Here is a 21171-nt window from a genome sequence, read left to right on the forward strand (position 1 = left end):
GAGTTCGACGCCGAGCCGGGGTCGCTGCCCGCGGAGCTGGCCAGGGCGCTGGGCTCCGCCGTGCCGGGCCGGACCGTGACGGCCGGCCCCTGGACCGCCACCCTCATCACCCGCCGTGAGCCGGACCCGCCCCGCCCAGTCGGCGGTCTCCTCGACGCCGCGCGCCGGCTGGCGTTCGTGCGGTGGCTCGACCACGCCCGCGCCCACCGGCTGCGCCTGGTGCCGGGGCTGGAGCACCCCGGCGATCCCACTCAGCCCGACAACCACCACCGCCACTGACGGAGGGCCATCCGGCCGGCCGCGACGTGGTCGCCGAGATCCCGTCGCCGGGCGGTTCAGGCGGCGGACAGCAGCGTGTTCGCACGGGTGAGGACGGTGTTGAGGACCCGTCCGGCGGTCGCCAGTTCGTCCTGCGGCAGGTCGCCCCACAGCTGCTGGGTGATCTCGCCGATGGTGGCGCGGATCCTGCTCCACAGCGCCTGGCCGTCGCCGGTGGCGGTGGCCGCGCCCTCGTCCGGGACGTGCAGCAGACCCGCGGCGGCCAGTTCGCCGAGGATCTCGGCCGCCCGCGCCTCGCCGATCTTCAGGACCCCGGCGACCCGGCCGGTGAGCTGAGGGCGGTCAAGCTCGCCGCCGCCGACCACGGTCAGCGTCAGGGCCACCCACTGGGGCTCGGTGAGGCCGGTCCCGGCCAGCTGCCGCTCCAGGATCGCGTTGAGGGCCTTCTCGGTCTGGCCGATGACCTGGGTGCCGAAGAGGGGGGCGGCCGGGCGTGCGGTGACGGTCATGTCTGCTCCTTGGTTCCCGCCGGTGCTTCCCGGCGACGAGTAGATAATGACACTGAGTCTCGTTTGAGCACAAGTCCCAATAGATAGCGAGCCACGTTCGCGTCCGGGTCTCGCCTCGTCTAGGCTGGGCGGCATGACCGCCTCGCCTCCTGACGACCGCTCGCTCCCGCTGCGCGAGCGCAAACGGCTGCGCACCCGCCGGGCGCTGGCCGACGCGGCCCTGCGGATGTTCGGCGAGAAGGGGTTCGACGCGACGACGCTCGACGAGCTGGTCCAGGAGGTGGAGGTCTCCAAGAGCACCTTCTTCCGCGCCTTCCCCGCCAAGGAGGCCGTCGCGATCGAAGCCGAGACCGAGGTGTGGACGGCGTACCTGGCCCTCCTGGGCGAGCGCGAGCTGTCCGGGCTGGTCATCACCCAGCTGCGCGACTGCCTGGCGGACGCGGTGACCCGGCTGGACCCCGCCTGGGACGACCGCTACGTCGCCACCCGCCGGCTGATCCTCACCGCCCCGGCGCTCCTGGCCTACGTCGACTCCTATCGCACCGGGGTCGAGGACGAGGCGGTCTCCTGTCTCGCCGGGAAGCTCGGCCTCGACGCCGACGACCTCCGCATCCACGTCCTGGCCCAGCTCACCACCACCTGCTGGAGCGTCTCGGCCCGTGCCTGGGTCCGCGGTGACGCCGCAGGAGGGCGCGCCGCCCTCCTCGCCCGCCTGGACCAGGCCTACCGGTCCATCCCCGCGAGCCTCGAACTCACCGTGAAGGGGCCGCCGCGGTAGCCCGCACGTCCTGGGCCCCCGCCGCCGGCTCGACGCGTCCCGAAGCCGTCCGGGAGACAGGGAGCGCCGGCAGGACGACCCGGTCGCCGTCGTCGAGCCCGGCCGCGTTTAGGACCTTCACACGGGGCACTGTCAGTCACCGTCGTGAGGAGTTGAGATGCAACCTGTAGAGAAGGCCACATCACTGGGGATGGGTATGCTGAGCGGCGCGCTGGCGGCGGCGCTGTTCAAGCGGGTCTGGAAGCTGGCCTCCGGCCAGGACGACGCGCCCGACGCCGACGACCTGGGCCGGGGCTGGGCGGAGGTCGTCATCGCCGCCGCGATCCAGGGCGCCTTGTTCGGCGCGGTCAAGGCCGCCGTGCACCGCGCGGGCGCGCAGACCTTCCGGCGCAGGGAGATCGGCGGCGGAAGGAAGCGCTGACCCCGCCGAGCCCGTAAACAGTGTGCGCTCGTACGGCGCCTGCGCGCAGAGCCGCCGGCCGGTGCCCGTCCGGTCAGCCGTGGCGGGCGTGGGTGTGCCCGTGGGTCACCTCGGGCGGGAGCGGGCGGGCCGCGGCGGCACGGCCGTCGCGCCGCCACTCCGCCACCGCGATGGAGAGGGCGACCGCCACGGCGGCGACCGCGGCGCCCAGCGCCACGGCGACGGCGTCCGTGATGTCGCCGCCGCTCGACGCGAGGGCCAGGTAGTATAGACCGGGCAACGCCGCCGTGCCGACCGCCCCGCCGAGGCGCTGCCCGGTCTGCAGGGCGCCACCGGCCGCGCCGGCCATCCGCACCGGCACCTCCTTCAGCGTCATCGTCACGTTGGGCGAGATCACGAAGCCGCTGCCGATGCCGCCGACCAGCAGGGCGGGGACCGCGGCCCACACGGCGACGGGCGGTGCGGCGAAGCCCAGCAGCAGGGCCGCCGCCGACAGCCCCACCATGACACCGGCCAGCCCGAGCACGGTGAGCAGCCGGCCCAGCCGTTCCACCAGCCGACCGGCGACGACCGCCGCGCCGGCCGACCCGATCGCGAACGGCGTGACGCACAGCCCGGACACGAGAGGCGAGAAGCCCAGCCCGTCCTGGAAGAAGAGCGCGAAGACCAGCCAGACCCCGCTGAATCCGACGAAGTACACCGCCGCGAGCGCGGCGCCGGCTGCGAAGCCATGGGTCTCGCTGAACAGCCGGGGATCGAGGAGAGGTTCGCCGCCCCGGCGCGCGACCCGCCGCTCCCACAACGCGAAGATCGCGAGGAGTGCCGCCCCGGCCGGGAACATCCACCACAGGCGGTGCACGCCACCCGAGTCGGCCTGCACGAGCGGGAGCATGACGAGGAGCACGCCGCCGCCCAGCGCGGTCACGCCGACCAGGTCGAGAGAGCCGCGCCGGGCACCCCGGCCGCCCGGCAGCAGCCGGGCGGCGAGGGCGAGCGCGCCCACCCCGATCGGCACGTTGACGAAGAAGATCCAGCGCCAGCCCTCGTCGCCGGACGCGAGCGCGAGAATCAGGCCGCCGGTGACGGGGCCGACCGCACTGGAGATCCCGACGGTCGCGCCGAAGAAGCCGAACGCGCGCCCCCGTTCGGCGCCGGTGAAGAGCTGCTGGATCAGGGCGGAGTTCTGCGGGGCCAGGCAGCCGGCGGCGACGCCCTGCGCGAGCCGCGCCGCCACGAGCAGCTCGACGGTCGGCGCGGCCCCCGCCGCCATGCTGCACAGCACGAAGGCGCCCAACGCGGTCAGGAAGATGCGCCGCCGCCCGATCGCGTCGCCCAACCGCCCCGCCAGCACCAGTGAGAGCGCGAACGTCAGCGCGTACCCGGACACCACCCACTGCACCTCGGCGGGCGAGGCGGCGAGGCCCCGCTGCATGGACGGCAGCGCCACGGCCACGATGGTCACGTCGAGCAGGATCATGAAACCGACGACCAGGGTGACCGCGAGGGCCTTCCACCGGCGTGGGTCGGGCCCGGCCTGGACGGGTCCGGGGTTCATGGGGCCTCCCTCCGCGGCGGCCGCGGGACACGCGCCCGCCCCGCCCGGGAGGCACCCGATGCTTCCCGTGGCGTTCCGGCCCACAACCCGCCACCCGCCTCCAGAGGGAACAACGCCGACCGCGCGATCCGCATTTCACACGGTCACGCGGTGCCGTCCGCCTGCCGGACCATGTCGGCCAGGCGGCCCGCATCTCACGCGGTCACGCGGTGCCGTCCGCCTGCCAGATCCGGCTGCGCAGGTCGCGGCCGCGGATGACCTGGACGCGCCACGGCGTGAGCCGCAGGACGTGCAGGCCGGGATCGTCCACGCCGCTCCAGAAGGCGCCCAGGTCGTAGCCCGCCCCTGGCGGGCTGCCCTGCTCGTACAGCCGCCACACCCGGCGGGTGACCTCCACGTCGGCCACCCACTCGGCCACGGTGTCGACGGCCACGGCGTTCTGCCGGTGCGTCCAGTAGGAGAACGTCGCGTGCGGGTTCCGCGCCAGGTGCGCCGCCTTCACCGGGGTGCGGTACGTGGCCAGCCAGCCGAGCGGGCGGCCGTCGACCACCTCCCAGACGGGGATCAGCACCCGTGCCCGCGGCCGTCCCTTGGCGTCCACGGTCGTCATGGTGGCGTAGACGATGTCGCCGATGTAGGCGGCGAACTCCTCGTGGATCTCCGTGAACGAGGACACCTTGCCGGTCACCGGACCCCCTCGGCCGCCACGTGGACCTCCCCGGTCGCGGGCCCGGCTTCGGGCAGGCGCCGGCCGCGCGCACGGCGGCGCAGGCCGAAGGCGGTGATCACCGCGGCGGCCACCGCCGCGGCGACCGGAACGGCCAGCGCGCTCCGTAGCGCCTCCAGCCGCGCCTCCGGCGCCGTGGCGTCGCCGAGGGCGGCCACGCTCACCGCGGTCACCGCCGACAGGCCGAGCGCCGTGCCGAACTGGAAGGAGGTGTAGAGCAGCCCGCCGGCCAGGCCCTGCTCCGATTCGGCGACGCCCTCGGTGGCCGCCATGGTGAGCGGGCCGTACGCCAGCGAGAAGGCCAGGCCGAGCAGGACCATGGTCGGCAGCATCGCCGCGTAGGTCCAGTCGAGGTCGAGCCCGAGGAACAGGGCGTAGCCGGCACCGGCCGCCACCAGCCCGGCCAGCAGCACGGGCACGTTGCCGAACCGGTTGACCAGACGCGGCGTCAGCGTCGGCGCGAGGACGGTGTCCACACCGATGACCAGCATGGCCACGCCCGTCTGCAGGGCGCTCCACCCGCGCAGCTCCTGCAGGTACAGCGTCGCCAGGAACTGGAACCCGGCGAACGACCCGAGGAAGAGCAGGGCCCCGAGGTTGGCCCGGACCAGGGGCCCGGAACGCAGGATGCCCAGCCGCACCAGCGGGTTCGCCGCCCGCCGCTCCACCAGGACGAAGACCCCCAGCAGCGCCGCGCCGGCGGCCAGGACGCCCAGCGTGCCCACCGTGCCCTCGCCGGTGTCCTCCAGGCGCACCACCCCGTACGCCAGCAGCAGCATCGCCCCGGTGATGCTGAACGCGCCGGCCAGGTCGAAGCCGCCCGCCGCCCGCTCCGGCGTCCCGGCGTCCTTGAGCAGCAGCAGAGCGGCCACGAGGATCACGGCGGACAGCACCACCGGCGCGAAGAAGACCCACCGCCAGCCGATCGAGGCCAGCAGGCCGCCGGCGACCAGGCCGAGCGAGAACCCGCCCGCCGCCGTGCCGGCGTAGACGCCGAGGGCCCTGGTGCGCTGCGGGCCCTCGGGGAAGTTCCCGGTGACCAGCGCCAACCCGGCCGGGGTCATGAACGCGGCGGAGACGCCGGTGACGAAACGGGCGGCCAGCAGCATCCAGCCCTCCGTCGCCAGGCCGCCGAGCCCGGAGAACAGCAGGAAGACGCCCAGCCACAACAGGAACATCCGGCGATGGCCCAGCAGGTCGGCGGCCCGGCCGCCGAGCAGCATGAACCCGGCGTAGCCGAGCACGTAGGCGCTGACCACCCCGCTCAGCGTCCCGGTCGACAGTCCGAGGTCGGCGCGGATCGCGGGCAGCGCCACGTTGAGCATCGCGACGTCGATCCCCTCCAGGAAGATCGCGCCGGCCAGGACGAGCAGCACCCCCCAGGCGCGTGCGTCCATCCGGGCATGGGTTGCGGACATGACGTGGCTCCTCTCGACAGCCAGGAACCGGCCATGGTTCTCTTCACGCATGCCGGTTCCTTCTTGATACCGGCAGCATCGTGCGTCAGGATGGGACGCCATGGAAGACGGCACTTCGGCGTCCCTCGGTTACTGCAGGGATACCGGCGACTACGACGTCCTGCAGTGGGACACCCGCGAGGACTGCGAGGTGCGGCAGATCCTCGACCGCATCGCCGACAAGTGGTCACTCCAGGTCATCGCCCTGCTCGACCGGCGCAGCCTGCGCTTCACCGAGCTGCGACGGATGATCGACGGGGTGAGCCAGCGCATGCTCACCCGCACGCTGCGCCACCTCGAACGCGACGGCCTGGTGAGCCGCACCGTGCACGCCACCGTGCCGCCGCGGGTGGACTACGAGCTCACGGCGCTGGGCGCGACCCTGCACCACACCATCAGCGCCCTGGTCACCTGGACCGAGACCCATCAGCGCGAGATCGCGGCGGCGCGGGCCGCCTACGACGCCCGGGTGGCGGCCGAGGAGCAGGCCGCGCGGGAGGAGGCGGAACGGCAGGCGGCCCTGGCCCGCCGGGCGCTCGGCGACCTCGCCCGCCGCTGACGGAGGCAGCCTGCCGGACCGGCGTGGACCCGGGCGGCCCGCCGGACCGGCGCGGACCCGGGCGGCCTGCCGGACCGGCGCGGACCCGGGCAGCCCGCCGGACCCGCGCGGACCTGCGGCAGGCCCGGAGAACGGTGGGCCGGACATGCGGCAGGCCCCCGGTGAACGGCGGGCGACCGAAGTCGCCGCCATCACCGGGGGCCTGTGCCAGTACCGTCCGGGTCGGGTCGCCTTACTTGTCGGACAGCTTGCGGCCGAAGAGCCTCGGATGCTTGGTCTCCCAGTACCGCCAGCCCTCGACGCGTGACGGGACGCTGGCGATGCCGGTGGAGACCTTCCATGCGCGGCAGTCGCGGAGCTGGGCCCACTGCGACCAGCCGACGCGGTAGCCGAACACGCGGTACCACATGTTGCCGTACATGCCGTCGCTGATCGACTGCGTGTAGTTGTGGCCGGTGAAGACCATGTGCCTCACCTCGAGGTGCGGCGTGACCGACTTCGACAGCTCGCGGACCACGTCTTCGATGGTGACGGAGCGCGACGCGGTCTTGTCGAGTTCCAGGAACGCGAGGACCTCGTGCTCGCGCTCGACCGTCACGGTCATCTCGCCGCCGGGGCCGTCGATGAACTTGGTGCGCGGCACGAAGAAGTTGTGCGGGCGGATGTTGTGGAACCGGAAGAAGTGCCCGGCCTCACACTGCCTGCCGTGGTCGCCGCCCTTGTCCACGGTCGTGACCGTGGTGGAGGTGCTCTTGCTCTTCTCCTCGGGGTCGTCGGCGACGGCGGCCGGGGACGTCGAGGCGGCAAGGGCCAGGGAGAGCGAGCCGGCCGTGGCGAACATCGCCATGCGCTTCGCCGACCGGTTCCGCCGCGGGCGGGAACGCGTAGCCGAAGAGTCCGTTCTGGGCTTGTCTGTGAACATAGAAGGTACCGTTTCTTTCGGAGCGCGGCCGTGACCGCGGCTGACCACTGGCCGGAAGACGGCCCATGCCTGCCCGCTGGCGACCCAGCGTGACGGTAAAGATGCTTACAGTCGCTGCGACAATCACGACGACGCCACGCCGAAATGGACTTCCCCATACAGGGAAAACAAAGGTGAAAAAGCGACAACGAATACGGTGTCAAGCGACATGCGGGATGTGCGGCGGAATTCGGCGCGCTGTGCTTCCTCGGTCGCTTACCGCGCTTCTTCGGACCTTGTCCCCGTATTCAGATCGCTCAAAAGCCGCAATTCGCTGTCACTATCGGGTCAGCTCCCGGCGATCTGCTCGCCGGCGTGGTCGAGCAGCCGCTCCGCCGTGCTGAAACGGCGGGCGTCCTGGTCGCCGAGAAGCACGCCGATCACCCGCCGGCCTCCGCGCTCACCCGCGAACAGCAGGCAGAAGCCCGCCGCGCTGGTGTAACCCGTCTTGACGCCCAGCACACCGTCGGCCGACTGCAGCAGCTTGTTGGTGTTGCGCCAGGTGTGCGCACGCTGGAGCGACGACCGGGCCACCTTGTGCACCTCGCGCGACACGATCGTCCGGAACGTATCGTCCTCAAGTGCGATCTTGGCCAGCTTCACCTGGTCGACGGCCGTGGAATAGGCGCCCGACGGCGAGGGGAGGCCGTCGGCGTTGGTGTAGCGGGTGTCGTTCAGGCCGAGGCGCCGGGCCGTGGCGTTCATCTTGGCCACGAACGCCGTCTTGCCGGGCCCGTACCTGCGGGCCAGGGCGTTGGCCGCGTCGGCGCCCGACGGCAGCATCAGACCGTAGAGCAAGTCGCGGACCGTGAGCCGCTCGCCCTTGGCCAGCGCCGCGGTGGTGGCTCCGTTGCTCGCCGCATAGCGCACGTCGGCGGCGGTCACCTCGATCCGCTCGCCGAGCTGCGCCTCGCGCAGCACCACGTACGCCGTCATGACCTTGACGAGGCTCGCGACGGGCACCCGGCGCGTCTGCCGCTTGGCGTAGTGAATCGTTCCGGCCGAGTCGACCATGTACGCCGTCTTCGCCCCGACCGCGGGGACGTCCGCCGCCCGTGCCGCCGCCGAGGGCGAGACCAGGCCGATGACCAGAGTGAGAACGGCGGAACCGAGGAGAGCACCGATGCGCATGACAGACATGGTCGCAGGTGATCAAGGCGCGGTTTGCCGAACTTGACCTCATAGCCGCGAAAACGCCGTCAGGCCGGGGTAAACCGCTGTTACGCCGGCGAACGGGGGAGACCATGGCGGGCAGGTATGTGATCACCAAGGACGAGCGGGGCGACTTCCGCTTCGCGCTGGTCGCGGCCAACGGCCAGACCGTCGCCGTCAGCGCGCCGTTCCGGACGAAGCCGGCCTGCGTGAACGGCATCGAATCGGTCCGCCGGATCGCCGCGGACGCCACGATCGACGACCGCACCGTCCCCGCGACGGCCACCTGACACCCCGGAGCCGGCGGGCGTCAGCGGGACAGCGACTCCGCCTCCGCTCTCGCGGCCCGCCTGCGGCGGCGCCGGGCGACGAGCACGGCCGCGCCGGCGGCCGCCAGCACCGCCACCCCGCCGGCCGCCACCGGCGACTGGGCCGCCAGTTGCAGCCAGCCCCACACCAGCGCCGTCAGACCGAACCACCACATCGGGGCCCAGGTCAGGCAGCCGAGCGCGCTGGCCACCACGTACCACGGATAGGAGACCCGCAGCGCGCCCGCCACCCACGGCAGGGTGTGCCGCAGCATCGGCACCCAGAAGCACCCGTAGACGGCCAGCGCCCCCCACCGCTGCACGATGGCCTCGACCTTGCCGATGCGCTCCCGGCCCAGCTTGACCCCGATGCGCGAGTCGTAGAGCCGCTCACCGAGCCGGCGCCCCACCCAGTAGTAGACCTGGAACGCTCCGAAGAGAGCGATGATCAGGATGACGCCCACCAGCCAGTACGGCAGGCCCAGCCAGAACGGCTCGGTGGGGGCGGGGACGGCGAGGACCGGACGCCACATCGGAGAACATCACCACCCCTGGGAGTACAAAGGTCAGCCTAACCTTAGTTCAAGGCGTCAAAGGTCGCCATGCCGGACCGCACGGTCTCCGCAAACGGCGCGCGCGCGGACAAGCGGGCCACAACCACCCTCCTCTCCACCTTAAAGGCGGTCGAGGGAGGAGCGCTGATCATGGTGACGAGAAGCACAGTGGCACTGGCCACCACGGCGTCACACGCCGGCGGACCGCCGCGCCGCCTCCACCCAGCGGGGCACGCCGACCCGTTCGGCCACCTCCAGCGCCTTGGCGTAGTGCTCGCGCGCCGCGTCGGGCTGACCCAGCCGGACGGCCAGGTCGCCCAGTGTCAGCGCCACCGGCCACAGCGCCACGACGCCGGTGCCGGCGCCCGCCACCCGGTCGGCGAACGGCTTGAGCTTGTCGTAGCAGTCGACCATCCGCTCCCGGTCGTCGAGCAGCATCCCGGCCAGCGCCCGCCACGTCATCGCCAGCTCGTACAGGAAGTCGGGCCGCACCGGCGGCCGGACGGCCGCCACCGCCTTGGCGTCGGCGAGGTGACCCGCCGAGGCCAGCGCCAGCGCGTAGGCGTCGAGCGTCCACTTGGCGCCGCGCTGGTGAGCCTCGCCCAGCGCCTCGACCATCCCGGCCGCCCGGCCGTCGACCAGGTGCAGGCAGAACATGGTGATCAGCGGCAGGTCCTGGCGGCCCTCCAGCATGCCGGCCCGGGCCGTCATCCGGGCCGCCTCACGGTAGGCCCGCTCGGCCCCGGCCCAGTCACCGGCGATCATCAGCCGCTGCCCGGAGTACCAGGCGCACACCGCCGCCGGCGCCGACAGGTCGTACTGGCGGGCCAGCCGGTCGGCCGCCGCGGCGTGCTCGTCGGCCACGGCGAACTCGCCGCGGGCCGCGGCGCACTCCAGCAGCACCAGGTGCGCCAGCGCCTGGGTGGCCATCTGCCCGGACCGCTGCGCGACCTCCAGCAGCTCGCGCCCGATGCCCTCGCGCGTGTCCACGGCCGGGATGTCGTAGGACTGCCGCAGCCGCCCGCTGAGCGCGGCGGCGAGCAGCACCGGGTCGCCGCTCTGCCGGGCGAGCTCCAGCGCCTCCAGCGACGCCTGCCGGCCCCGCTCCGGCGAGGAGGACCCCTCCAGCTCCAGCGCCAGCGTGGTGAGCAGGCTGGCACGCAGCGTCTGCTCGCCCTCCGGCAGCTCCATCAGCGCCTTCTCGGTGACGTCGACGATCTCCCACGCGGTGCGGGTGAAATCGCGGGCCATGCCCTTGTGCGGCACGGCCAGCGACGCCGCCACCCGCGCGGTGATCTCCAGGTCACCGAGCGGCAGCGCGGCGTCCATCGCCTCGCGGCGCAGCAGCCGGGCCGCCGCCATGTCACCGCACAGCGCCAGGGCCCGGATGCGGCGCAGCATGAGCTGCAGCCGGTCCTTGGTGTCGCCGCCCGTCCGGCTGAACGCGGCGATGGCCTGCTCCCACAACGTCGCCGCCTCGCGATGCGCGAAGCGGCGCTCGGCCTGCTCGGCCGCTAAACCCGCGTAGTGGACGGCCTTCTCGGCCGCGTCGGCGGCGTAGTAGTGGTGGGCGAGCGCGGCCACGTCGGACGGCGCCCGCCGTTCGATGACCGCGGCCACGGCCGCGTGCAGCCGGGTGCGGCGCAGCCGCGAGGCGTCGGAGTAGATGGTGTCGCGGACCAGGTCGTGGTCGAACCTGAGCAGACCGGGGCCGGGCTCGGTCACCAGACCGGCCAGCAGCGCCGCCTCCACCGCCTCCACCACGGCGTCCGTGCTGTCACCGCGCCCGCCGCGCTCGTCACCGGCGTCACCGTCCGCACGCGAGCTTCTGCGCTCCATGTCACCGGCCACGTCGACCAGCACGTCCACGTCCACGTCACGGCCGATCACCGCGGCCTGCAGCAGGATCTGCTGGGCGCCGGCGGGCAGCCGCGAGATGCGCCGCCGCAGCACGTCGCGCACGCCCGACGGAACCCGCGACAGCACCTCGGCCGCGCTGGCCCGGTCGGCGGCGGCCTCGGAGTCGAGCAGCCGCACGGTCTCGCGGACGAAGAACGGGTTTCCGGCGGTCCGCTCGACGATCGACTCGACGGCGTCCTCGTCGATCTCGCGCACGCAGGTCGCCCGGACCAGCTCGGCCACGGCCTTCGGGTCGAGGCCGGACAGCCCCACGCGTACCGGGCCGAGCCGGGCGAGCGCGGCCAGCACGTCGGACTGGCGGTCGTCCAGCTCGCTCTCGCGGCAGGTGACCACGAGCAGCACCCGGCTGGTCGCGAGCAGGCTCGGCAGAGCGCGCAGCAGGGCGAGCGTCTGGTCGTCGGCCCAGTGCAGGTCTTCGAGGGTCAGCAGCACCGGCGCGCGGCGCGCCACCCCGGCGAGGTAGCCGCCGACCGCGCGGTGCAGGCGGAACCCGCCCGACACCTCGTCGTCATCGGGGTCGGGGGCGGCGTCGTCCAGCAGCGGCGCCAGGAGCTGGGCGTACTCGCCCGCCCCCGTCACGCCGACGAGCGAGCGCAGGATCTCCACCCACGCCCAGCCGGGCGGCGTGGCACTGGAGTCGGGGCAGGCGCCCGACGCGGTGATCCAGCCGTCGCCGGCCAGCCCGCTCTGCAGGCGGCGCAGCAGAGTCGTCTTGCCGGCGCCCGCGACGCCGGTGACGATCGCCACCTGGAACCTGCCGGTGCGCGCCGCGGCCGACGTGAGCCGGGCCAGCTCGGCCTCGCGGCCGACGAACGGCTCGGGCTCCAGCGGCGGCGGCTCCACGGCCGCGGCCGGTCGCGGCGGCCAGGTGTCGGCGGCCGGCACGGCCCGCGCCGGCCGCTGGGGCGGCACCAGCTCCAACTCCGGCGACTGGGCGAGGATGTCGGACTCCAGCTTGCGCAGCGCCGGCCCCGGGTCGATGCCCAGCTCGTCGGCCAGCATGTTGCGCGCCCGGCGCAGCGCGGCCAGCGCGTCGCCCTGCCGGCCGCACCGGTAGAGGCCCAGCGCGAGCAGCCGCCAGCCCTCCTCGCGCAGTGGATGCTCGGAGGTGAGCGCCTCCAGGTCGGGCACGGTCTCGGCGGGCATGGCGAGACGCAGCCCGGTGTCGGCGTGGCGTTCGCGCGCCACCAGCCTCAGCTCGGTGAGCCGGTTGACCTCCGCCTCGGCCCACGGCTGGTCGGCGAAGTCGGAGTAGGGGGTGCCCCGCCACAGGCCGAGCGCCTTCTCCAGGCGGCCGCGCGCCGACTGCGGGTCGCCCTCCTCCAGATGCTCGCCCGCGGCCCGGACCAGCTGCTCGAACCTGAGCGCGTCGACCTGGTCGGGCGCCACCCGCAGCGCGTAGCCGGAGGCGACCGTCACCAGCAGCCGGTTGGGGCCGCCGCGCGGCCGGCCCGGCTCGAGCACCCGGCGCAGCCGCGAGATGTAGACCTGAAGACCGGACTGAGCCCCCTTGGCCGTGTCGTCGTCCCACAGGTCGTACAGGAGCGTGTCGACCGGCACGACCTGCCCTCTGGCAACGAGGAGCCGGGCGAGGACGGCCCGCTGCCGCAACCCGCCGAGGTCGAGTTCGTCGTCGCCGTACGCCTCGACTGGCCCCAGAACCCGGAACGCCACCATGTCAGCCGCCACGCTATGCGGGCTTCCGAATCACGCACAAGGTCTGTGTTCTGTTTGGGATCGTCACTGGGTGGCCTTCGGTATCGCGGACGGGGGCTCCGTGGCGGCGCCACGGCCATCACGCCTGCGCAGGAGTGCCCACGCGCCCAGAGCCAGGCCGCCGAACGGGATCTCGATAGTGTAAGTCCAGAAGCCGAAAAGCAGTGCGGTGGCCGTCGCCTGAGGGGTGCCCACCCCGAAGACGATCAGCAGGGCGGCGACCCCGCCCTCCATGATCCCCGCACCGCTGGGGGTGACCAGCGCGGTGGTCAGCACCCGCGACAGGGCGAAGACGGCGATCGACTCGGCCAGCCCGGGATAGGCGCCGGTGGCCCGCATGCAGACCACCATGATCACCCACTGGAACCCGAGGAAGAACACCATCCCCAGCGACAGACCCGGCCAGCGGGTGTGGACGATGCCGGCGGTGTCCGCGCGCAGCCGGTCGAGCGCCCCGGAAGGACGCGCCCGCAGCCGCACCAGCCGGGCGAGCCCGTCGAGGCCCCGGCCCAGCAGCGCGGCGGCGCGGTCCCAGTAGAGGGCGGCGGCCACCACCGCGCACAGCACCAGGATGGACCCGGCGCCCACCCACCCGGCCCGCGCCACCTGCGGGTTGGGCACCTGGCCCGCCAGCAGCAGCGCCATGATGCCGACAGCCGGCAGGACGAACCTGAACAACGTGTTCCAGATGCCGCTGACGAGCGTCATCACCACGATCGAGCGGTTGGCGAACCCCCAGCTCCGCGTCATCGCGAAGGTCAGCGCCACCCCCGCCGCGCCGCCGAACGGCAGCAGGTTGCTCACCGCGCTGCCCGCCGCGTTGAGCGTCAGCGCCTGCAGCCGCCCGAGCCCCGGCAGCGACCCGGTCAGCACGAACGTGTAGGCGAGCAGGCTGAGCAGCCACGTCGCCGCCATCAGCGCCACCACGCCGGGGCTGAGCGTGGCGAACACCGCGCCGACGTCGCGCCAGGACACCTCCTTGCCGGTGAGCGCCTGCACGATCTGCGGCAGGTAGACGACGAGCGCCACCGCCAGCGCGAGCGACAGCACGGACAACGCGATCTGGAGCCACTTGTTCCTCATCGGGCCTCAGTCTGCCCGGCGCGCGGCGACCGCGGATCACCCTCAGGTCTCATCTGGGCCATCGGTCCAGAGGGTGACTCAGGCGGGTGCCCGGCGGCAGGTCGCGGCGGACGTACCACTCGGTGCCGAACACCAGCCGGTACAGCGGGCCCGGCACCTTGAGCAGCACGGCGAGGGTGCGGTCGCTGTCGCCGCCGGTCGCCTGCGAGGCGTGCGCCGACATGGCGGCCCGCTTCTGCCGGGCGTACCTGCGGACGTTCACCCGGTGGGTGATGACCTCCCCCGGCGAGTAGGCGCTCTCGAACGTGCGCACGTCGAACTCCGGCGGGAACCGGTAGACCTTGCCCGCCAGCCGCAGCAGCCGCAGCAGGGGGTCGCGGTTGACCGTCGCCTCCAGCACGATCTCCGTGCCGGCGAGCTCCGCGGCCCGCCGCCCCACCCGGTGCACCTGCACGTGGTCGGGATGCCCGTAGCCGCCGGCCGGGTCGTAGATCGACAGCAGGTCGGCGTCCTCCTCGCGCAGGATCGCGGCCAGGCGGCCGGCCGCCTCCTCGGTGTCGGCGTCGATGAAGGCGTTGTCGGGGCGTTCCTCGGCGACGCCGCCCTTGGGGCTCAGGCCCGAGTCGCCGTAGCCCAGGCACTCCACCCGGGCGCAGCCGAGCAGCGCGGCCGACTCGTACAGCTCCTTGAGCCGGGTCCGCCCCAGCTCCTCGCCGGGCTCCATCTCGGCCAGGCCGCGCTCGCCCGCGGTGGCGACCACGAGCACCACGCGGTGCCCCTCGGCCGCGAGCATCGCCATCGTGCCCGCCGTCAGCAGGGCCTCGTCGTCGGGGTGGGCATGGAAGAACACAGCGGTACGTGGAGGCACACGCCCAGATTAGTCTGGGAGGGGTGCGGATCTTTCACGTGAGTGACTGTTACCTGCCGCGGCTCGGGGGCATCGAGGTCCAGGTCGCCGACCTGGTGCGGATGCAGCGGCAGGCCGGCCACGAGGTCGAGGTGGCGACCGCGACCCGGGGCGAGGCGCTGCCCGGCGTCCACCGCGTCGTCGCCCGCATGCCCTTCGACCTGCCGGTGCACCCGTTCGGGGTGGGGCATCTCACACGGCGCATGACGTCCTCGCGGCCCGACGTGGTGCACGTGCACGCCGGCGCGGTCTCGCCGTTCGCCTGGATGGGCGTGCGCGCGGCCGTCCGCGCCGGGCTGCCGTGCGTGGTGACCGTGCACAGCATGTGGGACCCGCTCACCCGGCTCGTCCACCGGCTGCTCGGCGCGGCGTACGGCTGGCAGCGGTGGGGGCTGGTCGCCACCACGGTCAGCACCGCCGCCGCGGTCCCCATCCGCTCGGTGGCGGGCCGCGGCGTGCCGGTGCACGTGGTCTCCAACGGCCTCGACCTGTCGGCCTGGCGCGCCTCCCCGGCGACCGGGGTACCGCCCGCCGCCGACCCGCGTGACGAGGTGCACATCGTGGCGGTCGGCCGGCTGGCGCCGCGCAAGCAGCCGGTACGCCTGCTCAGGCTGCTCGGCGCGGCCCGCGCCCGCGTCCCGGCGCACATCCCGCTGCGTGCCACCGTGGTCGGCGACGGCCCGGCCCGCGCCTCGATGGAGCGCTACCTGGCCAGGCACGGCATGACCGACTGGGTGTCGCTGCCCGGCCGCTACAGCCGCGAGCAGATCGCCAAGGTGCTCGAGTCGGCCGACGTGTTCGTGGCCCCGGCGCCGCGCGAGTCGTTCGGTATCGCGGCCCTGGAGGCGCGCGCCGCGGGGCTGCCCGTGGTGGCCAGATCGCAGAGCGGCGTCGCCGACTTCGTCACGCACGGCACCGAGGGGCTGCTCGGCCGCGACCTGGGCGCGCTGGCCGAGGCCGTGGCCCGCCTGGCCACCGACGCCGCGCTGCGCGAGCGGATCACCGCGCACAACCGGGCCACGCCGCCGGCGGCGGGATCGTGGCCCGCCGTCCTCGACGGGTTCGACCGCGCGTACGAGCAGGCCGTCCGTACGGCGGAGCGCCGCGGAGCCCGAGGCTGAGAGCGGCCTCGCCCACGCGATGACGGTCTCGATCCGGCGACGGCGCGGACAGGCGGCCCCGGCGCCGGCGGCCATCCAGGCCGCCGCCGGATATTCGGTGGCGCCCGCCGGTCCGATGACCGACGATGCCGAGGTGACCACCTCGGATGCGAGTGAGCCCGTCCCCGCGCGGTGGACGAAGTCGACCGTCTACCTCGACATGTGGGTCGACCCCGACGACGACCCGCGCGAAACCGCCGCCGCGGCCGTCGACGAACGCGGCGTACTCCTCGACTATCTCCGCCACTACCGCCTCACCCTGGAGATGAAATGCGCGGGCCTGGACGCCGAGCAGCTCTCCCGGCGATCCGTCCCACCGTCCACGATGTCCCTGCTCGGGCTGGTGCGGCACCTGGCGGAGGGGGAGCGTCATCTTCGCCGCGTCATGGCCGGCGAGGACGCTCCGAAGCTCTACTGCACCGACGAGGACCGTGACGGCGACTGGAACGGCGCGACCGCCGACCCGGACGTCGTCGCGGACGCCTTCCGGCAGTGGCGGGCCGAGGTGGAGCTCACCGACCGGTTCGTGGCCGGTGTCGCCGACCTCGGCACCTGGAACGCCGGAGTCTCCGACCTCGGCCCCGACGGGGCGAACCTGCAGCTGCGCGACATGCTGGTGGCGCAGATCGTGGAGTACGCGCGGCACTGCGGCCACGCCGACCTCCTGCGCGAGCGCATCGACGGCCGCGTCGGCCAGTAGCGCCGCGACGCGTCCGCCGGGCCGGCTCGCGAACGAGGGCTCCGGCGAAGGACGCGAACGGCCGGGTACGCCTAGGGCCGGTGCAGCACCACGTAGCCGTCACGCTCGAAGACCTTGGCGTAGCCCTCCGCCACCAGCCGGCCGACCTGCGCCGCCTGGTCCTCGGCCGACCCGAACGGGAACTCCCAGCGGGCGGTGTCGGCCACCACCCACGGCGCGCCGCGCGACTGCCCGGTCCACAGCAGCACCGTGGCGCGTGAGGTGAGGGCGGGCCCGGCCGAGTTGACCGCCTCGACGACCACCCCCGGAGGCACCTTGGACACGGCCTCGCGGGCGGCCGCGATCCTGGCCTCGTCACCCTTGTAGAACGACGGATGGTAGAGCTGGTCGAGGGCGAACCTGGGCACGAGCGTCACCGCCACCGCGCAGACCGCGACCGACCAGGCGAGCCCGAGCGACCGGTCGCCGGGACGCCGGAGCAGGCGCAGCAGCCGGGCCAGGCCGTCGACGCCGGCGCACAGCAGGATCACCACCGTGAACGCGCTGTACTGGAAGTCGGCCTGCCACCACGGCACACGGTCGGACAGCATCCGTTCGAGCACGTGCGGCAGGGCCGCCAGCGTCAGCGGCGACAGCAGGCACAGCAGCAGCGTCGGCCACACCATGAGGAAGAGCGTGTCGACCTTGTCCTCGGCGCCGAACAGCAGCTGCACGGCCGAGACCGGGTCGCGCAGCAGCGCCAGGACGGCGCTCGGGGCGTCGGGGCCGAGGTGGCCGTAGGCCCAGAAGTCCCCGGTGTCGCCGCCGAGCATGGGGATCAGCGCACCTCTGGTGAGCAGCACCCCGCCGATGCCGACGGCCGCGCAGCACCCGGCGCGGAACCGGTCGCCGACGGCGAACAGGTAGGCCCCGAACCCGACGATCATCAGCCCCATGTCCTCCTTGACCAGGAGGAGCCCGAACATCGCCGCGAACGCGGGCAACGGCCGGTCCGCGTGGTACCGCTCGATCATGATCGCCGTGAGCACGGGGACGAACATCACCTCGTGCACGTCGAACGCCGCCGCCTGCGCGACGGGCCAGGACACGGCGTAGGCGGCCGCGACCAGGTAGGCCGGGCCGGTGCCCAGCACCCGCCGGGCGAACAGCCACACGAACGGGATCGCCGCGGCGAACAGCAGCGCCTGCGCGACCACCAGCGACTCCGGCCCGTCGTGCACCCAGTAGAACGGCGCGAGCAGCGCGTACGCGGGGGAGAAGTGGTCGGCCAGCTGGAGGTAGTCGAGCCCCCGATGGTGGAAGCTCCCCACCGCCGGCACGTACGGGGGGCGGAAGTTCGCGTAGTTGCGGACGGCCTGGTCCACGATCACCAGGTCGAAGACCGAGGCGCGGAAGGTGGCCAGCTTGACCAGCCCGAGCACGGAGTAGGCGGCGGCGGCCAGCAGGGCGAGGAGCCCGACGCCGAGCCGGTGACCGCTCGGGAGGAGCCGCCGGCGGGGGAGGGGGGCGGCGGTCGCCTCGGACTCGGCCGCGAGCGTGTCGCCCGTCACGGCGACCACCTTAGACCGCTTTCACCCCGGGTGCTCCGCTACGGGCGCCGGGAGAGGCGACCGGGGAGAGGCGACGGGGGGAGGGGCGACGGGAAGAGGGGCACCGGGAAGAGGGGCGCCGGGAAGAGGCCGGCCGCCGCGCGCACTGCCCCCCGCAGGCGACGCGACGGCCGGAAGCCCGTCAGGAGCAGGCGCTCTGGATCTTCGTCGTGAAGCCCTGGAGCTTGTTCACCGACTCCATGGCGCCGGTCGGGTTCTTCTCGTCGATCGCGAACCCGTCGAAGGTGGCGGCCAGGTCGTTCAGCGCGGAGGCGAGCTCGCCGTCGTACTTGCCGGCCAGGTCCTTGACCTTCTTGGCGGCCTCGTCACCGGCGGCCTCGAAGGCCTTGGGGTCGGTGCCGACGTTGGCCATCGAGCTGCTGAACTCGCTCGAGATCTTGGTGACTTCGTTGGCCACCTCGTTGCAGTCGACCGCCTGGCCGAGAGCGCCGCAGGCGGTGGTGAGGCCGGCGAGGGAAAGCGTCGCGATGGTCATGGCGATACGCCGGCGAGGGGGAGTCATGGTCGGATGCCCTTCATCGTTCGTCAGGTGTTGGAAGGGACATTATGGCCAGCCCCTTGATCGGCGCTTGCACAACACTAACAGAGCCTTTATCTCCGCCTTACGCGTCGCCGCGCGGCTCCGGGAGGCTCCCGCACCCGATCGGGATACCCAGGTGTTTGTCGTGAACAGCGCACGAGCGGGTACCGTGAGTCTGATGCTGGCGGACCCGTTCGTGCACCCGGCGCTCTTCTACCAGGGCGACCGGGAATACGTGGCTGCCACCAGCGCCTTCATCGGCGAGGGCCTCGCCGCCGGCGAGCCCGTCGCCGTCGCGGTCCCCGCCGGCCGGCTCAAGCTGATCGAGTCGGCGCTCGGCGCCGACGCCGCCCGCGTCCACCTCCTCGACATGGAGCAGGCCGGCCGCAACCCGGGCCGCATCATCCCCGCCGTCCTGCGTGCCTTCGCCGACCGCCACCCCGGCTCACACGTGCGGATCATCGGCGAGCCGATCTGGCCCGGCCGCACGGTGACCGAATACCCTGCCTGCGCCCAGCACGAGGCTCTGATCAACTTCGCGTTCACCGGGCGGCAGGTCACGATCCTGTGCCCGTACGACGCCGACCGGCTCGCGCCCCGCGTCCTGCGCGAGGCGGCGCTGACCCACCCGGTCATCCGCGACGCGCGGGGCGAACGCCCCAGCGACGCCTACGCGCCCCTCCAGGTCGTCATGGAGCACAACCTGCCCTTCGACGAGCCGGCCGCGCCCGCCGTGCCGGCCGTGCTCCGGTTCGACCGCACCAACCTGGCGGACGCCCGCACGCTGGCCGCCGGACGGGCCGCCGAGCTGGGCTTCGGCGGCGCCCGGCTCGACGACATCCGCCTGGTGGTCGCCGAACTGGGGGCCAACAGCCTCGACCACGGCGGCGGCGCCGGCGTCCTGCGGGCCTGGACCGAGGGCGGCCGGCTGGTGTGCGAGGTGAGCGACACCGGCCACATCACCGACCCGCTGGCGGGCCGCCGGCCGGTCGACCCCCACGTGGCCGGCTCGCGCGGGCTGCTCATCGTCAACCTGCTGAGCGACCTCGTCCGGGTGCACACCCACCCGGGCGGCACCGCCATCCGCGCCTACTTCGACCTGCCCGTCCGCTGACCGGCGCGGCAGGGCCACGGGTGAGGCGGGCCGCCCCCACCCTGAGGGGGCCCGCCCTACCAGGGGCCGGCTTCGCGCAGGTCACCGTGGCCGGGTCAGGGATGCTCCGACCGAGGTCGTAGGGGTCGGCTCAGGGCCGGTTCGGGCCGATCTCCGATGGTTCGTCAGGCCGCGTTCCACCAGCTTGGGAGCATGAAGGCTCTGCTTGTGAGTGGATTGGCGGCCAACGCCGCCGGGACCGTCGCCATGCTCGCCCTGCACGCCCGGGCCGGGCTCGACCCGCTGTACGACGTGATCAGCACGTACGCCTTCCACCAGGACGGCTGGCTGCTGCCCACGTCGCTGACGTTGTTCGCGGTGGGCGGCGTGCTGACCGCCGAGGCGTTGCGCAGGGCCGGCGCGGGCGGCTGGGTGGTCGCGCTGCTCGCCGCCTGGTCGGTCAGCATGTTCCTCATCGGGGCCTTCCCCACCGACCGGCCGGGAGTGCCGTTGTCGCTGTCGGGCGGCATCCACCGCTACGCCGCTTTCGCCGCCTTCCTCGCCATGCCTGCCGCCGGGATGTTGCTGGCCAGGACGCAGACCCGCTACGCCAAGGCGGTGCGGGTGCTCAGCGGGGTCGCGCTCGGCGCGCTGGTGCTGGTCGTGACGCCGTACGTGGTGCGCATGGCGGGCATCCCGCTCGGCGACGGCGACATCCCGGCCGGGCTGACCCAGCGGATCGTCGTGATCACCGAGCTCGGCGTGCTGGCGGCGGCGGGACTGTCGATGCTCAGGGCGTCGGCCACGCGGGCCGCTCAGCGTTCCCAGGGCGGCGTGTCGCCCAGCTTGGCGTAGTACTTCGCCAGGTGCGCCCTGACGCGGGGAATGTCGTCCTTGGGCAGGTCGACGCCGCCCCGGGCGCCGTCCATGACCCCGGCGGCGGCGATGACGGCCCGCGGCACGACCTTCAGCTCACCACCGACGACGTCGGCGATCGGCAGCTTGTACGAGCCGAACGCGCCGGCGTCGTCGCCGTCGTACCACACATGGGCCTGCCGGTACTTCTCGTTGGGCCGGTCCTCGGCCCCCGCCCACGCGCGCACCCTCTTGTCCGCCGCGGCGGCGTCCCACGCCCGGTCGCGGTCGGCCAGCGGCAGGTCCTGGAACCTCGTAACGGTCATGACATGGGGCTACCCGCCTCG

General features: G+C 73.4%; 21 protein-coding genes and 1 pseudogene. 9 read left to right on the forward strand and 13 right to left on the reverse strand.

The window, feature by feature from the left end; translation table 11 throughout:
* A pseudogene (locus CXR44_RS40175) lies at positions 1 to 279 on the forward strand (DUF7158 domain-containing protein); the annotation flags it as partial.
* Between the two features lie 56 nt (positions 280 to 335).
* Here the strand turns inward: CXR44_RS40175 and CXR44_RS17770 are convergent.
* Complete coding sequence (locus CXR44_RS17770; protein ID WP_101787179.1) at positions 336 to 788, reverse strand: winged helix DNA-binding protein; 453 nt, start codon at positions 786 to 788, stop codon at positions 336 to 338.
* A gap of 133 nt (positions 789 to 921) precedes the next feature.
* Here CXR44_RS17770 and CXR44_RS17775 point away from each other — a divergent pair, with 133 nt between their 5' ends.
* Together CXR44_RS17775 and CXR44_RS17780 are read left to right on the forward strand one after the other, a co-directional pair.
* Complete coding sequence (locus CXR44_RS17775) at positions 922 to 1566, forward strand: TetR/AcrR family transcriptional regulator (RefSeq protein WP_101787180.1); 645 nt, start codon at positions 922 to 924, stop codon at positions 1564 to 1566.
* Between the two features lie 157 nt (positions 1567 to 1723).
* Positions 1724 to 1987, forward strand: coding sequence for a DUF4235 domain-containing protein (locus tag CXR44_RS17780; protein WP_101787181.1), 264 nt, complete (start codon positions 1724 to 1726; stop codon positions 1985 to 1987).
* A 73-nt stretch (positions 1988 to 2060) separates the two neighbouring features.
* On the opposite strand, the gene CXR44_RS17785 is transcribed toward CXR44_RS17780, so the two are convergent.
* The 3 genes from CXR44_RS17785 to CXR44_RS17795 all read right to left on the reverse strand — a co-directional run bounded on the left by CXR44_RS17785 (position 2061) and on the right by CXR44_RS17795 (position 5687).
* On the reverse strand, positions 2061 to 3542 hold the full coding sequence (locus CXR44_RS17785) for an MFS transporter (protein WP_101787182.1): 1482 nt from the start codon (positions 3540 to 3542) through the stop codon (positions 2061 to 2063).
* Positions 3543 to 3744: 202 nt separating this feature from the next.
* Positions 3745 to 4230, reverse strand: coding sequence for a pyridoxamine 5'-phosphate oxidase family protein (locus CXR44_RS17790; RefSeq protein WP_101787183.1), 486 nt, complete (start codon positions 4228 to 4230; stop codon positions 3745 to 3747).
* Positions 4227 to 5687, reverse strand: coding sequence for an MFS transporter (locus CXR44_RS17795; protein ID WP_101787184.1), 1461 nt, complete (start codon positions 5685 to 5687; stop codon positions 4227 to 4229). The genes CXR44_RS17790 and CXR44_RS17795 overlap by 4 nt, the downstream gene beginning before the upstream one ends.
* 100 nt (positions 5688 to 5787) lie before the next feature.
* Here CXR44_RS17795 and CXR44_RS17800 point away from each other — a divergent pair, with 100 nt between their 5' ends.
* Positions 5788 to 6285: a winged helix-turn-helix transcriptional regulator gene (locus CXR44_RS17800; protein ID WP_101787185.1), complete on the forward strand. Its 498-nt coding sequence runs from the start codon at positions 5788 to 5790 to the stop codon at positions 6283 to 6285.
* A 232-nt stretch (positions 6286 to 6517) separates the two neighbouring features.
* On the opposite strand, the gene CXR44_RS17805 is transcribed toward CXR44_RS17800, so the two are convergent.
* A complete protein-coding gene (locus CXR44_RS17805; protein WP_101787186.1) occupies positions 6518 to 7132 on the reverse strand; it encodes a hypothetical protein in 615 nt (204 codons plus the stop codon).
* A 402-nt stretch (positions 7133 to 7534) separates the two neighbouring features.
* Positions 7535 to 8377 carry a D-alanyl-D-alanine carboxypeptidase family protein gene (locus tag CXR44_RS17810; protein ID WP_101787187.1) on the reverse strand — a complete coding sequence of 281 codons (843 nt, stop codon included), beginning with the start codon at positions 8375 to 8377 and terminating at the stop codon, positions 7535 to 7537.
* Between the two features lie 113 nt (positions 8378 to 8490).
* Here CXR44_RS17810 and CXR44_RS17815 point away from each other — a divergent pair, with 113 nt between their 5' ends.
* Entirely contained in the window at positions 8491 to 8688 is a 198-nt protein-coding gene (locus tag CXR44_RS17815) for a YegP family protein (RefSeq protein ID WP_101787188.1), read from the forward strand.
* 20 nt (positions 8689 to 8708) lie between these two features.
* On the opposite strand, the gene CXR44_RS17820 is transcribed toward CXR44_RS17815, so the two are convergent.
* From CXR44_RS17820 to CXR44_RS17835, 4 genes are all read right to left on the reverse strand, one after another.
* A complete protein-coding gene (locus tag CXR44_RS17820; protein WP_101787189.1) occupies positions 8709 to 9239 on the reverse strand; it encodes a DedA family protein in 531 nt (176 codons plus the stop codon).
* A 210-nt stretch (positions 9240 to 9449) separates the two neighbouring features.
* Positions 9450 to 12857 (reverse strand): ATP-binding protein, encoded by a 3408-nt coding sequence (locus CXR44_RS17825; protein ID WP_101787190.1) that lies wholly within the window; start codon positions 12855 to 12857, stop codon positions 9450 to 9452.
* A 63-nt stretch (positions 12858 to 12920) separates the two neighbouring features.
* Complete coding sequence (locus tag CXR44_RS17830; RefSeq protein WP_101787191.1) at positions 12921 to 13979, reverse strand: lysylphosphatidylglycerol synthase transmembrane domain-containing protein; 1059 nt, start codon at positions 13977 to 13979, stop codon at positions 12921 to 12923.
* 49 nt (positions 13980 to 14028) lie between these two features.
* Positions 14029 to 14847 carry a PIG-L deacetylase family protein gene (locus CXR44_RS17835; protein WP_245899235.1) on the reverse strand — a complete coding sequence of 273 codons (819 nt, stop codon included), beginning with the start codon at positions 14845 to 14847 and terminating at the stop codon, positions 14029 to 14031.
* A 38-nt stretch (positions 14848 to 14885) separates the two neighbouring features.
* Between CXR44_RS17835 and CXR44_RS17840 the strand changes: the two genes are divergently transcribed.
* Both CXR44_RS17840 and CXR44_RS17845 read left to right on the forward strand, forming a co-directional pair.
* Complete coding sequence (locus tag CXR44_RS17840) at positions 14886 to 16007, forward strand: glycosyltransferase family 4 protein (protein WP_101787193.1); 1122 nt, start codon at positions 14886 to 14888, stop codon at positions 16005 to 16007.
* A gap of 133 nt (positions 16008 to 16140) precedes the next feature.
* Entirely contained in the window at positions 16141 to 16746 is a 606-nt protein-coding gene (locus tag CXR44_RS17845) for a DinB family protein (RefSeq protein ID WP_245899236.1), read from the forward strand.
* A 71-nt stretch (positions 16747 to 16817) separates the two neighbouring features.
* Here the strand turns inward: CXR44_RS17845 and CXR44_RS17850 are convergent, their stop codons facing one another.
* Positions 16818 to 18296, reverse strand: coding sequence for a DUF2079 domain-containing protein (locus tag CXR44_RS17850; protein WP_101787359.1), 1479 nt, complete (start codon positions 18294 to 18296; stop codon positions 16818 to 16820).
* Positions 18297 to 18477: 181 nt separating this feature from the next.
* A complete protein-coding gene (locus CXR44_RS17855) occupies positions 18478 to 18831 on the reverse strand; it encodes a hypothetical protein (RefSeq protein WP_101787194.1) in 354 nt (117 codons plus the stop codon).
* Between the two features lie 223 nt (positions 18832 to 19054).
* Between CXR44_RS17855 and CXR44_RS17860 the strand changes: the two genes are divergently transcribed.
* Complete coding sequence (locus CXR44_RS17860; RefSeq protein WP_101787195.1) at positions 19055 to 19990, forward strand: anti-sigma factor RsbA family regulatory protein; 936 nt, start codon at positions 19055 to 19057, stop codon at positions 19988 to 19990.
* Positions 19991 to 20182: 192 nt separating this feature from the next.
* Positions 20183 to 20824 carry a DUF998 domain-containing protein gene (locus tag CXR44_RS17865; protein ID WP_180903521.1) on the forward strand — a complete coding sequence of 214 codons (642 nt, stop codon included), beginning with the start codon at positions 20183 to 20185 and terminating at the stop codon, positions 20822 to 20824.
* Here CXR44_RS17865 and CXR44_RS17870 read toward each other — a convergent pair.
* Complete coding sequence (locus CXR44_RS17870) at positions 20785 to 21150, reverse strand: hypothetical protein (protein ID WP_101787197.1); 366 nt, start codon at positions 21148 to 21150, stop codon at positions 20785 to 20787. The two genes, CXR44_RS17865 and CXR44_RS17870, sit on opposite strands and share 40 nt — an antisense overlap.
* Between the last annotated feature and the right edge of the window lie 21 nt (positions 21151 to 21171).

Origin of the sequence: Nonomuraea indica, from assembly GCF_002850745.1 — a bacterium.
Classification (GTDB): domain Bacteria; phylum Actinomycetota; class Actinomycetes; order Streptosporangiales; family Streptosporangiaceae; genus Nonomuraea; species Nonomuraea indica.

Excerpts from the sequence above, each read along its gene's own strand:
- CXR44_RS17770 (WP_101787179.1), bottom strand. The coding sequence starts at position 788 with ATGACCGTCACCGCACGCCCGGCCGCCCCCCTCTTCGGCACCCAGGTC.
- CXR44_RS17775 (WP_101787180.1), top strand. The coding sequence starts at position 922 with ATGACCGCCTCGCCTCCTGACGACCGCTCGCTCCCGCTGCGCGAGCGC.
- CXR44_RS17780 (WP_101787181.1), top strand. The coding sequence starts at position 1,724 with ATGCAACCTGTAGAGAAGGCCACATCACTGGGGATGGGTATGCTGAGC.
- CXR44_RS17785 (WP_101787182.1), bottom strand. The coding sequence starts at position 3,542 with ATGAACCCCGGACCCGTCCAGGCCGGGCCCGACCCACGCCGGTGGAAG.
- CXR44_RS17795 (WP_101787184.1), bottom strand. The coding sequence starts at position 5,687 with ATGTCCGCAACCCATGCCCGGATGGACGCACGCGCCTGGGGGGTGCTG.
- CXR44_RS17800 (WP_101787185.1), top strand. The coding sequence starts at position 5,788 with ATGGAAGACGGCACTTCGGCGTCCCTCGGTTACTGCAGGGATACCGGC.
- CXR44_RS17805 (WP_101787186.1), bottom strand. The coding sequence starts at position 7,132 with ATGGCGATGTTCGCCACGGCCGGCTCGCTCTCCCTGGCCCTTGCCGCC.
- CXR44_RS17810 (WP_101787187.1), bottom strand. The coding sequence starts at position 8,377 with ATGCGCATCGGTGCTCTCCTCGGTTCCGCCGTTCTCACTCTGGTCATC.
- CXR44_RS17815 (WP_101787188.1), top strand. The coding sequence starts at position 8,491 with ATGGCGGGCAGGTATGTGATCACCAAGGACGAGCGGGGCGACTTCCGC.
- CXR44_RS17820 (WP_101787189.1), bottom strand. The coding sequence starts at position 9,239 with ATGTGGCGTCCGGTCCTCGCCGTCCCCGCCCCCACCGAGCCGTTCTGG.
- CXR44_RS17825 (WP_101787190.1), bottom strand. The coding sequence starts at position 12,857 with ATGGTGGCGTTCCGGGTTCTGGGGCCAGTCGAGGCGTACGGCGACGAC.
- CXR44_RS17830 (WP_101787191.1), bottom strand. The coding sequence starts at position 13,979 with ATGAGGAACAAGTGGCTCCAGATCGCGTTGTCCGTGCTGTCGCTCGCG.
- CXR44_RS17855 (WP_101787194.1), bottom strand. The coding sequence starts at position 18,831 with ATGACCATCGCGACGCTTTCCCTCGCCGGCCTCACCACCGCCTGCGGC.
- CXR44_RS17860 (WP_101787195.1), top strand. The coding sequence starts at position 19,055 with ATGCTGGCGGACCCGTTCGTGCACCCGGCGCTCTTCTACCAGGGCGAC.
- CXR44_RS17865 (WP_180903521.1), top strand. The coding sequence starts at position 20,183 with ATGAAGGCTCTGCTTGTGAGTGGATTGGCGGCCAACGCCGCCGGGACC.
- CXR44_RS17870 (WP_101787197.1), bottom strand. The coding sequence starts at position 21,150 with ATGACCGTTACGAGGTTCCAGGACCTGCCGCTGGCCGACCGCGACCGG.